The organism is Streptomyces sp. NPDC006332 (assembly GCF_040612855.1).
Taxonomy (GTDB): Bacteria; Actinomycetota; Actinomycetes; order Streptomycetales; family Streptomycetaceae; genus Streptomyces.
Genome location: NZ_JBEXRA010000075.1, coordinates 1 through 12,137 on the forward strand (window position 1 = coordinate 1; position 12,137 = coordinate 12,137).

Sequence of the window (12,137 nt, forward strand, 5' to 3'; positions counted from 1 at the left end):
CTCGTGGCGGCGCCCGCCCCGGACGCCGCGCCGCCCCCCGACTCCCGGGGCCGCGGGGCCCGGTACGGCCGGGTCCCGCAGCCCCTCAGCCCCTCAGCCCCTCAGCCCCTCAGCCCCTCAGCCCCTCAGCCCCTCAGCCCCTCAGCCCCTCAGCCCCTCAGCCCCTCAGTCCCTCAGCCCCTCAGCCCCTCGGTCCTCAGCCCCTCAGTTCAGGTCGGCGTTCCGCAGGGTGTCCGTGACGTCCGTGAAGCCCTTCTTGGCCAATACCAGACGTCCCTGCCTGACGACCTGAAGGGACACGTCGGTGTTGGCCAGGCGCGGGAAGCCGACGGCCGCGAGCGGGCCCTGGAACTTCCACTGGAGCGAGGGGGTCAGCCCGCCGGTGTTGACCTTGATCCCGTCGTCCAGGGCTTTGCGTACGGTGTCGGAGGTCACCTCGCCGGTCAGTGACTCGACGACCTCCTTGAACGCGGTGTACGCGATCCAGGTCGTCTGCACCCCGGTGTCCGCGGCGTCGATGCGGTCGTCGCCGAAGGCCTGCTCGCTGATGACCTTCTTCATCGGGTCCCAGCGCGGGTCGGTCTCCACCGGGTACCAGCCGGTGATGTACGACCCCTCGTAGGGCCCGGCCTGCCCGCCGGAGGCGTTGATCTCGGTCTGGTCGACGTTGCCGAGCACCATGGCGGTGCGGACCGAGGGGTATTTCCCGCGGTCGCGCCGGAAGGAGTCCATGAAGGTGCCGGTGCGGTCGCCGAGCGCGGGCACCACGCAGCCCTTCCTGGCCGGGTCGGTGGTGGTCTGCCGAAGCGCCCGGTCGGAGTTCTCGGCGTACTCGGTCGCGTCCTCCGGCGCCCGCAGATCCTTGGTGGCCGCGTGTCCGCCGGCGGTCAGGCCGGAGTCGAGCAGGCTGGAGAGTTCGTCGCCCGCGACGGTGTCGGGGCGGATCAGCGCGACGGGCCCGCAGTCGGACAGGGCCTTGCCGAGTCCGGCCAGGAGGGTGGGCTGGCCGCCGTTGACGGGGTAGGACAGCGGGCTGGTGAACTCCTCGGAGGTGACGCCGTAGCCGCCTATGTAGGGGATGCCGGCGCCCTCCAGCGGTGGCAGGAAGGAGTCGGCGTACTGGCTGTAGGAGCCGATGACCGCGACGACGCCCTCGCTGACGGCGCGCTGGGCGCACCGGGCCGCGGCCACGCTGTCGTTACGGTCGTTGCAGGTCAGGACGGTGATCTTGTGGCCGTTGAGGCCGCCGTGGGCGTTGACCCAGCGGGCGTAGGCCTTCGCGAAGGCGGGCATGCCCGGTTTGTTGGTGGCGTTGGTGTTCTCCGGGGCCCAGGTCATGACCTTGATCGGGTCGTCCCCGGAGCCCCCCGTGACCCCGGGGACGACCCCGCAGCCGGCGGTGAGCGACACACACGCCACCAGGGCCGCCGCCGAGACGGCGGTTGCTCTGACGGGCCGGGTGCACGTGGGGAGGAGAGTGCTGCGGAAGGGTCGCCTGCCGGTCATGTACGGACACGCTTCCCCCACACCGCTAACCCGAGTGTGATCCTCGGTTATGGGCGGGTGGCGTGGGGGTGAACAGCGGGGGGTCGGTGGGGCGCCCGGGGGAGGGAACGTACGATCGATGACCGTGCAAGGTTCGGAGAACTCTTCCCGTCGCGGCCGTCGCTCATCCACCATGGGTGACATGCCACAGAACGACATGCCGTGGTGGCGCTGGCGCAGCAATGTGCGCTCCGCGCTCCACATGCTCTCCGACCCGGTGTTCCAGAGGGATGTCTGGCTGGCGGGCGTGGAGGGGTACGGAGACGTCACCGACGCCGTGTACCGCCTCGTCGAGGACACCTGGCTGGACAACTGGTCCGCCGAGAAGTACGTCGGCACGATCTTCCGGGACTCCCAGGAGGCGGCGCTCGTCGACACCGCCGTGCTGCGGGTGCTGCGGATCATGCACCAGGTGGGGCCGGACGCCCCGGTCTCCGCGTACGTCGACCACCAGGGGTGGCCGGACGCGGTACGGGCGGCGCGTGACGCGCACGTGCGGCTGGCGGTGGCCGACGGGGAGGACCCGGACGCGCCGCCGCGCACGCTGGAGGTGCTGCGGATACTGACGCGGTCTGCGTAGCGAGACGGCCGGACGCCCCTGGTCCCGGGTATGGGACCCTGTCCCGCATGAATGAGCAGTCCGCCCGCGCCGCCGCCGCCGACCAGTACGTCCTCACCCTCTCCTGCCCCGACAAGCAGGGCATCGTGCACGCCGTGTCGAGCTACCTGTTCATGACCGGCTGCAACATCGAGGACAGTCAGCAGTTCGGCGACCACGACACGGGACTGTTCTTCATGCGCGTCCACTTCTCGGCGGACGAGCCGGTGACCGTGGACAAGCTGCGGGCGAGCTTCGCGGCGATCGGTGACGCCTTCCACATGGACTGGCAGATCCACCGGGCCGACGAGAAGATGCGCATCGTCCTGATGGTCAGCAAGTTCGGCCACTGCCTGAACGACCTGCTGTTCCGGTCGCGGATAGGCGCGCTTCCGGTGGAGATCGCGGCCGTGGTGTCCAACCACACGGACTTCGCCGAGCTGGTGGGCTCGTACGACATTCCCTTCCACCAAATCCCGGTGACGAAGGACACCAAGCCGGAGGCCGAGGCGCGGCTGCTGGAGCTGGTGCGGGAGCTGGACGTCGAGCTGGTCGTGCTCGCCCGGTACATGCAGGTCATCTCCGACGACCTGTGCAAGCAGCTCAGCGGGCGGATCATCAACATCCACCACTCCTTCCTGCCGAGCTTCAAGGGCGCGAAGCCGTACCACCAGGCGCATGCGCGGGGCGTGAAGCTGATCGGGGCCACGGCGCACTACGTGACGGCCGACCTCGACGAGGGGCCGATCATCGAGCAGGAGATCGAGCGGGTCGGGCACGATGTCACGCCGAACCAGCTGGTCGCGATCGGGCGGGACGTGGAGTGCCAGGCGCTGGCGCGGGCCGTGAAGTGGCATGCGGAGCGGCGGATTCTGCTGAACGGGCGGCGCACGGTGGTGTTCGCCTAGGGGGCGGGGGTTCTGTTCGGGGGTGGCTGCGGGTTCGTTGTGGCTGGTCGCGCAGTTCCCCGCGCCCCTGGGGGGTTGGTGTGCGGCCCGTGTTTGAGGGGGCGGGGGGTTTCTGTTCGGGGGTGGCTGCGGGTGCTTTGTGGCTGGTTGCGCAGTTCCCCGCGCCCCTGGGGGGTTGGTGTGCGGCCCGTGTTTGAGGGGGCCGAGGGGTTCCGGTGGGGGTGGCTGCGGGTGCTTTGTGGTTGCTCGCGCAGTTCCCCGCGTCCCTGAGAGGTCGGGTTACTGGTCCCACCTTCTAGGGGCGCGGGGAACTGCGCGACCAGCCACCCACGAACCCGCAGCCGCCGACGAAACCGTGGCCGCCCCTACATCCGGCTCAACGACGCCGCCGCGAACAGCACGTCCCTGATCGCCTCCCGGTCCCCGACCTGCCCCGCCGCAGCCTCCGCAGGAGACACGTGGCCGGCCGCCAGGTGGCAGAACTCCACGTCGTCGAGCGCCACGTGGGCGACCTCGTGGGCGGCGGAGCCCACCGCCGCCGGGGAGTCGAGAGGGATCAGCCACTCTCCTCCGCCATGGCCCTCGATCTCCAGGCGGAGGCTGCGGCCCGGTTCGCCCGCCGATACGAGGCGGCGGCCCCGAGCCGGGGAGGCCAGTCCCGCCTGGCGGCGCGCCGCCAGCACGGCCGGCAGCATCCGGGCCGCGAGGTCGATCATGCGGTTGAGGTGCCGCGGCGAGGGCGGGTCGTACGGGTAGTCCACCGCCTCGGCGATGTCCTCCGCGTGGACCCAGCACTCGAACGCGCGGTCCAGCATCGCGTCACGCAACGGCAGCTCGAAGTCGCCGTAGGGCACGGTCAGTCGCCCGGTACCGCCGCCGGTGAAGGACACCCCGCGTACCAGCTCGTGGCTCTGCTCCCGCCACGGGACGCGCACCCCGCGGGTGGGCGGGAAGTGCGAGGCCCGCCAGTACGCCTCGGTCCGCGCGGCCGGTGTCGGCGCCCGGGCGTCCACCTCGCCCAGCGGGTCGTCCAGGCCGAGCGCGACCGCGACCAGGCCGTCGACCGTGAGCAGGTGCGCGATGACCCCGGCGACCGTCGTACGACGGCTGGTCGCGCCCTCGCCCTCGAACCAGCGCAGCCGCACCGGCGCGTGCCACTCGGCGTCGCCTATGTCCTGGAGCAGGGCGTCGAGCCGGGCGGTCTCCGCGTCGTACGGCGTCGCCCACCGGGGCACCGGGATGCGCGGCGGACGCCGGTCGAGGCAGCTCTCCAGGACGCGGGTACGCAGACCGGGGTCCAGGTCGAGGCTCTCCGGGCGGTGCAGCAGGCCGACCGCCTCACGCAGGCGCAGTGCCTCGTCCGCGCAGTGTCCGCAGTCGCCCAGGTGTTCCTCGACGGCCGCCGTCTCGGCCGGCGAGCAGGCGGCCAGCGCCCACGCCCCGAGCATCGACTTCAGGACGTGGTGCTCCAGGACCAGCGGGGCGGGCGGGGGCAGCAGGTCACCCAACTCCTCCAGCGTGGGCAGGGGACGCCCGGTGTCCTCGACGGAGGCGCGGGGCAGGGGGATGCGGGGCGGAACGGACTCGCCCTCGCCGGACCCGTCATCCCGGTCGTCACCCTCGTCCCCGTCGTCGTGCGCCTTGAAGCGGCCGGGGTCGTTCACGCGGCACCCCCGTATCCGGGCGGCGCCCCGGGTCCGGCGGCGTCATGGGCCGTGGACAGCAGTTGCAGGCCCAGACGGAGGCGGCGCCGGGCCTCGTCCTCGGTGACGCCGAGGTCGACGGCGGTCTGGCGGTAGTCGCGGCGCTGGAAATAGGCCAGCTCCAGGGCGGCGCGCAACGGCGCCGGCATGGACTGGACGATGTAGTCGGCGCGGGCGGCGACCGAGGCGTGGCGGACCTTGCTCTCCAGTTCCTCGGTGCTGCCGTGGCCGTCCTCGGCGAGTGCGGCGGTCTCGGTGGCGCGCAGCCGCTGCACGGCGAGGCGGTGGGTCAGGGCGGCCACCCAGGTCCGCAGTGGGCCCTGCTTGGGGTCGTAGGTGTCGGGGTGTTCCCAGACATGGGCGAAGACCTCGCGGGTGACGACGTCCGCGGCGCGCTCGTTTCCGAGCACGCGGTGGGCGAGACCGTGCACGAGTGAAGCGAAACGGTCGTACAGCTCGCCGAGGGCGGCCGCCTCGCCGCGCGCGAGCCGTTGCTGCATCTTGCGGTCCCAGCGGGGCGGTGCGTCCTTCTTCGCCATGCGGCCCTCTCAGCCTGCCCTTGTCCCGGCCCGTGTGCTTGTCGAAACCTGCGCCCACCTGCTCCTCGAATGTAGTCGGCACCTTTGGCGGCGCACGCCCCTTTGTCGCAATGTGCGCCCCCTGCGGAGCCAAGGGTGGTAGTGGGCGTTGGCCGTTCGGCTACCCGTCCAGTGTCAGCCAGACACGATCGAACAGGATCGAATGTGACTAAAACAAGCCCTCTTCCCTTGCCATCTGTTTCTCGGCCCGTGTTTCAGGGAACGGCCGCTGGGCAGCCGCGCTGCAAGGAAGCGTAGGGAAGGCTTCCGTTTGCTTTCCGGCGAACGAAGGGAATGGTGGTGGCGTTCAATGTGACCGGCAACGGGCAGGGCGATTGGGCCGTGCTCGAAGTGTCGGGCGAGCTGGACCTGGTGACGTCGCCGGTGCTGCGGCAACGGGTGCACGACGAGGTGGCCGAGGGCCGCCACAGTCTCGTCCTCGACCTCTCCGACGTGTTCTTCTGCGATTCCAGCGGCGTCGGCGTGCTCATCGCCTCCCGCCGCCTCATGAGTTCCTGCCAGGGCAGGCTGCGCCTGATCCTCCCGGCCCAGGGCGCCGAGGACGGCTCCCACGTCAACCGGGTACTGGGCGCACTGGGCGTCCGTCGGCTGTTCGACGTCCACCCGGATGTGGCGTCGGCGGTGCGGGAGGACGCGGACCCGCTGTCCGCGTGAGCGACGCGGGAGCGGACACGACCGGTACCCGGTCCGACGCGCGCGGCATCGGAGCCGACGCGCGCAGCACCCCGTTCGTCGGGTTCCGGACGAGGTGAGTGCCACACCGTTGTCCCGAAATCCCCTCGGTCTTGGCACAAGCGTCACTTTCGCGCGCCCGGAGAGGCCTTCCCGTCGTACGCTCCGTGGCAGATGCACCCGACGTGATGTGAGGCGGTCCGACAGACATGGTCAGCAGCGAGTACGAGCGCAGGATCGCCGCCCGGTTCGCCACCTTCGACCAGGACGGCAACGGCTACATCGACCGTGCCGACTTCAACGTGGCGGCCAAGTCCGTGCTCGCGGAGTTCGCCACCGCCGCCCGTTCCGACAAGGGGCAGGCCCTCTACATCGGCGCCGAGGCGTTCTGGCAGGGCATGGCCGGCATCGCGGACCGGGACGGTGATCAGCGGATCACCCGGGAGGAGTTCGTGAACGGCGCGGTCAAGCGCCTGCGCGACAACCCGGAGCGGTTCGCCGAGATCGCCCGCCCGTTCCTGCACGCGGCCCTCGCCGTGGCGGACACCGACGCGGACGGCCGGGCCACCGTCGAGGACACCGTCCGGGTGCTGAAGGCGCTCGGCGCGAGTGAGGAGACCGCTCGCGCGGCCGCCGCCGCCCTCGACACGGACGCCGACGGCAAGGTCGCCGAGACGGAGATCGTCACGGCCTTCGCCCGCTACTTCACCGTCCCCGAATGAACCCGCCCGCGCACTCGCCCGCGCACCGGCCTCTCCGGTAACGCCCGGCACCCTGACGGGACCCGCCCCTACGCCCCCGAATACCGCTCCCGCAACTTGTACTTGAGCACCTTCCGCAGCGTCTCGCCGCGCGGCAGGGCGTCCACCACCTCCACCTGCTCCGGCAGCTTGTGCGTCGACAGCCCTTCCGCGCGGAGGTACGACGTCACCGCCTCCAGAGTCGGCCCCTCCGCCCCCGGCACCCGCTCCACCACCGCGCACACCCGCTCCCCGCGCTCGGCGTCCGGCAGCCCGACCACGGCCACGTCCCCCACGGCCGGGTGCGCGTGCAGCAGGTCCTCGATCTCCTTCGCCGAGATGTTCTCGCCCTTGCGGATGATCACGTCCTTCAGCCGCCCGGTCAGCACCAGGTGCCCGCTGTCGGTGACGTGCCCGAGGTCCCCGGTGCGCAGGAACCCGTCCGCGTCGAACGCCTCCGCCGTCTGCGCCGGATCCAGGTATCCCTGACAGACGGCCTCGCCCCGCAGCCGGACCTCCCCGTCCACGATCCGTATCTCCATGCCCTCGGGCGGTCGCCCCTCCGTCGTGGCCAGGTTCTCCGGGGTGTCGTCGGGCGACCCCATCGTGATCATCGGCACCTCGGTCATGCCGTACCCGTGCGTCAACTGCACGCCCATCTCCCGTACGACGGAGTAGTAGACCTCCGGCGGCTTGGGCGCCCCGCCGCCGGCGAGCAGCCGTAGCGACGGAATGACCGGCACCCCCGGCTGTTTCCGCTGCTCGGCGAGGAACATCGAGTAGAACGCCGTGGACCCGCCGGCCACCGTCACCCCGTGCCTGCGGTACCCCGCCAGCGCGTCCGGCAGCGCGAACTGCTCGAACATCACCGCGGGGAAGCCGTACAGCAGCAGCATCACCGTGTAGTCGGGGCCCGCGATGTGCGCGTACGGGAAGGCCATCGAGCCCACGTCGTCCGCGGTCAGACCCAGCGCGTGGGCGAGACACGATCCGCCCGCGATCAGCGAACGGTCCGTGTGCAGGACGCCCTTGGGGGCGGAGGTGGTCCCGGAGGTCCAGTAGATCCAGCGCACCGAGGTGCCCTCGGAGGGCGGGGCGGGGAGGACGGCGGGGTCGCCGTCGGGCAGCTCGTCGTACGCCTCGAAGACGCCCTTGGCGCCCATCCGACGGGCCATCGCGGTGTGGTCGAAACCGCGCCACATGCCCGGCACCGCGAAGAACTCCGCCTTCGACTCGCGCAGCGCGAACCCGACCTCGCGGTCCCGGTAGAACGGGATGACCGGGCTCTGTACGGCGCCCAGGCGGGCCAGCGCGAAGGACAGCACGGCCGTCTCGATCCGGGTGGGCAGCTGCCAGGCCACGACCGTGCCGGGCCGTACGCCCATGTCGTACAGCCCCGCCGCGACCCGCTCGGCCCGGTCGCGCAGCCCGGCGAAGCTCAGGGAGCGATTGTCCTGGAGGAGAAGGGGGCGGTCGGGGGTGAGGTCGGCGCGGCGGGCGAGCAGGTCCCAGAGGGTGCGGGAGGTGCTGAGCGCGTGGGCGGTGTCGGTCACGGCGGCCCCCTGTGTAGCTGACGGGTAGTCAGATGCTGCGCAGAGCGTAGGGCTCGGCGCCTTGTCGGTCCAGGGGTGCGCGACTAGCCTGCTGGGCAGATCAGATCTGACGAACCGTCAGATCACCGAACCGTCAGATCACCGTGTGTCGGTAACCGTGTGCCAGGCGGAGGGGACCCCATGACCGAACTGCCCCGCATCATCAGCGTCGACGACCATGTCATCGAGCCCGCGCACCTCTTCGAGACCTGGCTGCCCAAGAAGTACCGGGACCGCGGCCCCAAGGCCCTCACCGCCGGCATCGGCGAACTCGCCTACGTCGGCGGCAAGTACCAGATCACCATGGACCCGGACGGCCAGCCGACCGACTGGTGGATCTACGAGGACCTGAAGTTCCCGTACAAGCGCAACATCGCCGCCGTCGGCTTCGACCGGGACGAGATGACCCTGGAGGGGATCACCCGCGAGGAGATGCGGCGGGGCTGCTGGGATCCCGCCGCGCGGCTCGCGGACATGGACCTCAACCACGTCGAGGCGTCCCTGTGCTTCCCGTCCTTCCCCCGCTTCTGCGGCCAGACCTTCGCCGAGGCGCACGACAAGGAGGTCGCGCTGGCCTGTGTGCGGGCCTACAACGACTGGATGGTCGAGGAGTGGTGCGGGGACAGCGGCGGCCGGCTGATCCCGCTGTGCCTGATACCGCTGTGGGACATCGACCTCGCGGTCGAGGAGATCCGGCGCAACGCGGCCCGCGGGGTACGGGCCGTGACCTTCTCCGAGATCCCCACCCACCTCGGCCTGCCGTCCATCCACTCCGGCTACTGGGACCCTTTCTTCGCGGTCTGCCAGGACACCGGGACGGTCGTCAACATGCACATCGGCAGCAGCTCCCAGATGCCGGCCGCCTCCCCCGACGCACCGCCCGCCGTTCAGGCCGCGCTCAGCTTCAACAACGCCATGGCCTCGATGATGGACTTCCTCTTCAGCGGTGTGCTGGTGCGGTTCCCCCGCCTCAAACTGGCGTACTCCGAAGGGCAGATGGGCTGGATCCCGTACGCCCTGGAACGCGCCGACGACGTCTGGGAGGAGCACCGCGCGTGGGGCGGCGTCCGCGGCACGATCCCCGAGCCGCCCTCCACGTACTACTACCGGCAGATGTTCTGCTGCTTCTTCCGCGACAAGCACGGGGTCGCCTCGCTGGACGTCGTCGGCCGGGACAACGCGACCTTCGAGACCGACTACCCGCACGTCGACTCGACCTTCCCGCACACCAAGGAGGTCGCCCTCGACCATGTGAAGGGCCTCGACGACGAGACGGTGTACAAGCTGATGCGGGGCAACGCCATCCGCATGCTGGGCCTCGACCTGGACCGCTAGTGGACCTCACCGACACACCCGAGGAGCAGGAGTTCCGTGCGCGCCTGCGGGAGTGGCTGGCCACGGTGCTGCCCACGCTCGGGCCGAAACCGTCCCCGGACGACTGGCCGGCCCGCCGCGCCCATGACCTCGGCTGGCAGCGGATGCTGTACGACGCCGGGTACGCGGGGCTGCACTGGCCCGCCGACGCGGGCGGCCGGGGAGTCGGCCCCACCCAGCACCTGATCTTCCTGGAGGAGACGGAGAAGGCGGGTGCGCCCTATGTGGGCGCGAACTTCGTCGGACTGCTGCACGCCGGGCCGACCATCGCCGCCGAGGGGACGGCCGGACAGCGGGCGCGCTGGCTGCCGCCGATCCTGCGCGGCGAGGAGGTGTGGTGCCAGGGCTTCAGCGAACCGGACGCCGGATCCGACCTCGCGGCACTGCGCACGCGCGCCCGGCGGGACGGCGACGACTACGTGGTGAGCGGGTCCAAGATCTGGACCTCGCACGCCGAAGTGGCCGACTGGTGCGAACTGTTGGTGCGGACCGACCCGACCGCCGCGAAACACCGCGGCATCACCTGGCTCGCCATGCCGATGGACGCGCCCGGCATCACCGTACGGCCCCTGCGGACCCTCGCCGGGTCGGCCGAGTTCGCCGAGGTGTTCCTCGACGAGGTGCGCGTCCCGGTCGCCAACCGGGTGGGCGAGGAGAACGACGGCTGGCGCGTGACCATGGTGACCCTGGCCTTCGAGCGCGGCACGGCGTTCGCCGGTGAGGTCGTGGCCTGCCGCCGCGTCCTCGGCGAACTCGCCCGTCAGGCGCGGAGCACCGGCCGCTGGGACGACCCGGTGCTGCGCCGGCGCCTCGGACGGCTGCACGCCGAGTTCCGCGCGCTGTGGCGGCTGACCCAGTGGAACGTGAGCGAGGCGGAGGCGTCGGGCCCGGTGCCAGGCACCGCGGGCTCGGTTTTCAAGCTGAGGTATTCGCACGCGCGTCAAGAGCTGTACGACGCCGCCGCCGACGTCCTGGGCGACGCGGCACTCGACCTCGACCGGCCCTGGGTCCTCGACCGTCTCTCCTCGCTGTCGTACACCATCGCGGCCGGTACCTCGCAGATCCAGCACAACATCGTGGCCGAACGGCTCCTGGGCCTGCCGAAAGGGCGCTGACGTGCGATTTCAACTGTCCGAGGACCAGCGCGCCTTACGGGCGGGCGTACGGGAGCTGCTGGCGCGGCGCTTCGACGCCGGGGCGCTGCGCGCCGCCGTGGACCGCCCGGGGCTCGACCGTGCGCTGTGGCGGGAGTTGGGGGAGGCCGGGTTCTTCGCGCTGCGGCTGCCCGAGGCGGACGGCGGGGTGGGGCTCGGCCTTCCCGAGGCGGTGCTGGCGTTCGAGGAGGCGGGGCGCGCCCTGCTGCCCGGGCCGCTGATCCCCACCCACCTCGCGGCGGGCACCGTACCGGGGGCGGCAACCGGTGAGACGGTCGTGGCGGACGTCGACGGGGGCCTGGTGGAGTGGCTGGCGGAGGCGGACGTCGTGCGCGGCGGCGGGACGCCGCTGCCGCGGGGGGCACAGGCCGTGCCGCTGCGGTCGGTGGACCCGCTGACGCCGCTGCACCGGTGGGCCCCCGCCGCCACGTGGCCGCCCGACCCCGTCGCGGTCCTCCTCACGGCCGCCGAGCAGCTCGGCACAGCCACACGCGTGTGCGAGCTGGCCGTGCAACACGCGCGGACCCGTGAGCAGTTCGGCCGGCCGATCGGCGCCTTCCAGGCGATCAAGCACCTGTGCGCCGCCATGCTGGTACGGGCTCAGACCGCCCGCGCTGCCGTGTACGCCGCCGCCGTCACCGCCGCCCCCGTCGACATCGCTGCCGCCCGGCTGCTGGCCGACGAAGCGGCGCTGCGTAGCACGCGGGACTGCCTGCAAGTGCACGGCGGCATGGGGTTCACCTGGGAGAGCGAGGTGCACCTGCATCTCAAGCGGGCCTGGGTGCGGGCACAACGTGGCGGAAGCGCTACGGAGAGTGAGGAAACCCTCGCCGCCGAACTCCTGGACTGACGGCCGTGAAGGGCCGCTGGGCTGGGACGACGTCGGGGTGCCCGGAACGGATGTCGCGGATCGTGGCACACCGGAATCACGGAGCGTTGATATCGGGTTGTGTCCTACGCGTGACTCGTGGGTCCTGGAGACGGCCGCGCACTCCGGTACCTTGTGTGAAATGCGAGTGGCCCCGAGCACCAATCATGCCGGTGTTACCCCTGTTTGTTCGAGCCCTGGAGACGAGCGTCGCACAGTATGCCGCACGGGTACTCCTTCCCACTGGAATATGCCCGAAGCGCTTGTTGGCGTGACTGTAGGTCAACCATGCTGTCTCACAAGGGAGTCACGTTCGGTGACCCTGACTCCTGCCGTTGTTCTGGTCATGCAAAAAATGGCTACGATCGTGGCCCTCGTGAGGCG

General features: G+C 71.1%; 11 protein-coding genes. 7 read left to right on the forward strand and 4 right to left on the reverse strand.

Annotation, left to right across the window (positions count from 1 at the left end; translation table 11 throughout):
• Positions 1-204 precede the first annotated feature (204 nt).
• On the reverse strand, positions 205-1,506 hold the full coding sequence (locus ABZ027_RS39215) for an ABC transporter substrate-binding protein (RefSeq protein WP_356777142.1): 1,302 nt from the start codon (positions 1,504-1,506) through the stop codon (positions 205-207).
• A gap of 118 nt (positions 1,507-1,624) precedes the next feature.
• Here ABZ027_RS39215 and ABZ027_RS39220 point away from each other — a divergent pair, with 118 nt between their 5' ends.
• Together ABZ027_RS39220 and purU are read left to right on the forward strand one after the other, a co-directional pair.
• Complete coding sequence (locus ABZ027_RS39220; protein WP_356777144.1) at positions 1,625-2,125, forward strand: hypothetical protein; 501 nt, start codon at positions 1,625-1,627, stop codon at positions 2,123-2,125.
• Positions 2,126-2,172: 47 nt separating this feature from the next.
• Entirely contained in the window at positions 2,173-3,051 is an 879-nt protein-coding gene (gene purU / locus ABZ027_RS39225) for a formyltetrahydrofolate deformylase (protein WP_356777147.1), read from the forward strand.
• Positions 3,052-3,416: 365 nt separating this feature from the next.
• Here the strand turns inward: purU and ABZ027_RS39230 are convergent, their stop codons facing one another.
• Both ABZ027_RS39230 and ABZ027_RS39235 read right to left on the reverse strand, forming a co-directional pair.
• On the reverse strand, positions 3,417-4,715 hold the full coding sequence (locus ABZ027_RS39230) for an MDMPI N domain containing protein (protein WP_356777149.1): 1,299 nt from the start codon (positions 4,713-4,715) through the stop codon (positions 3,417-3,419).
• Positions 4,712-5,293 (reverse strand): sigma-70 family RNA polymerase sigma factor, encoded by a 582-nt coding sequence (locus ABZ027_RS39235; RefSeq protein WP_356777151.1) that lies wholly within the window; start codon positions 5,291-5,293, stop codon positions 4,712-4,714. Before ABZ027_RS39235 ends, ABZ027_RS39230 begins: the two co-directional genes overlap by 4 nt.
• 333 nt (positions 5,294-5,626) lie before the next feature.
• Between ABZ027_RS39235 and ABZ027_RS39240 the strand changes: the two genes are divergently transcribed.
• Both ABZ027_RS39240 and ABZ027_RS39245 read left to right on the forward strand, forming a co-directional pair.
• A complete protein-coding gene (locus ABZ027_RS39240; protein WP_356777153.1) occupies positions 5,627-6,007 on the forward strand; it encodes an STAS domain-containing protein in 381 nt (126 codons plus the stop codon).
• Positions 6,008-6,234: 227 nt separating this feature from the next.
• Positions 6,235-6,747: an EF-hand domain-containing protein gene (locus ABZ027_RS39245; protein WP_356777155.1), complete on the forward strand. Its 513-nt coding sequence runs from the start codon at positions 6,235-6,237 to the stop codon at positions 6,745-6,747.
• Between the two features lie 68 nt (positions 6,748-6,815).
• On the opposite strand, the gene ABZ027_RS39250 is transcribed toward ABZ027_RS39245, so the two are convergent.
• A complete protein-coding gene (locus ABZ027_RS39250) occupies positions 6,816-8,318 on the reverse strand; it encodes an AMP-binding protein (protein ID WP_356777157.1) in 1,503 nt (500 codons plus the stop codon).
• 180 nt (positions 8,319-8,498) lie between these two features.
• On the opposite strand from ABZ027_RS39250, the gene ABZ027_RS39255 reads away from it, so the two are divergent.
• From ABZ027_RS39255 to ABZ027_RS39265, 3 genes are read left to right on the forward strand one after another with little or no spacing between them, the layout of a single operon-like run.
• Positions 8,499-9,692: an amidohydrolase family protein gene (locus tag ABZ027_RS39255; protein WP_356777159.1), complete on the forward strand. Its 1,194-nt coding sequence runs from the start codon at positions 8,499-8,501 to the stop codon at positions 9,690-9,692.
• Entirely contained in the window at positions 9,692-10,846 is a 1,155-nt protein-coding gene (locus tag ABZ027_RS39260; protein WP_356777161.1) for an acyl-CoA dehydrogenase, read from the forward strand. The genes ABZ027_RS39255 and ABZ027_RS39260 overlap by 1 nt, the downstream gene beginning before the upstream one ends.
• Before the next feature lies 1 nt (position 10,847).
• Entirely contained in the window at positions 10,848-11,735 is an 888-nt protein-coding gene (locus ABZ027_RS39265) for an acyl-CoA dehydrogenase family protein (RefSeq protein WP_356777163.1), read from the forward strand.
• Positions 11,736-12,137: the final 402 nt, after the last annotated feature.

Bases quoted from the DNA above. Each gene is read 5' to 3' on its own strand.
- ABZ027_RS39215 (WP_356777142.1), bottom strand. From the start codon at position 1,506: ATGACCGGCAGGCGACCCTTCCGCAGCACTCTCCTCCCCACGTGCACC.
- ABZ027_RS39220 (WP_356777144.1), top strand. From the start codon at position 1,625: ATGACCGTGCAAGGTTCGGAGAACTCTTCCCGTCGCGGCCGTCGCTCA.
- purU (WP_356777147.1), top strand. From the start codon at position 2,173: ATGAATGAGCAGTCCGCCCGCGCCGCCGCCGCCGACCAGTACGTCCTC.
- ABZ027_RS39235 (WP_356777151.1), bottom strand. From the start codon at position 5,293: ATGGCGAAGAAGGACGCACCGCCCCGCTGGGACCGCAAGATGCAGCAA.
- ABZ027_RS39240 (WP_356777153.1), top strand. From the start codon at position 5,627: ATGGTGGTGGCGTTCAATGTGACCGGCAACGGGCAGGGCGATTGGGCC.
- ABZ027_RS39245 (WP_356777155.1), top strand. From the start codon at position 6,235: ATGGTCAGCAGCGAGTACGAGCGCAGGATCGCCGCCCGGTTCGCCACC.
- ABZ027_RS39255 (WP_356777159.1), top strand. From the start codon at position 8,499: ATGACCGAACTGCCCCGCATCATCAGCGTCGACGACCATGTCATCGAG.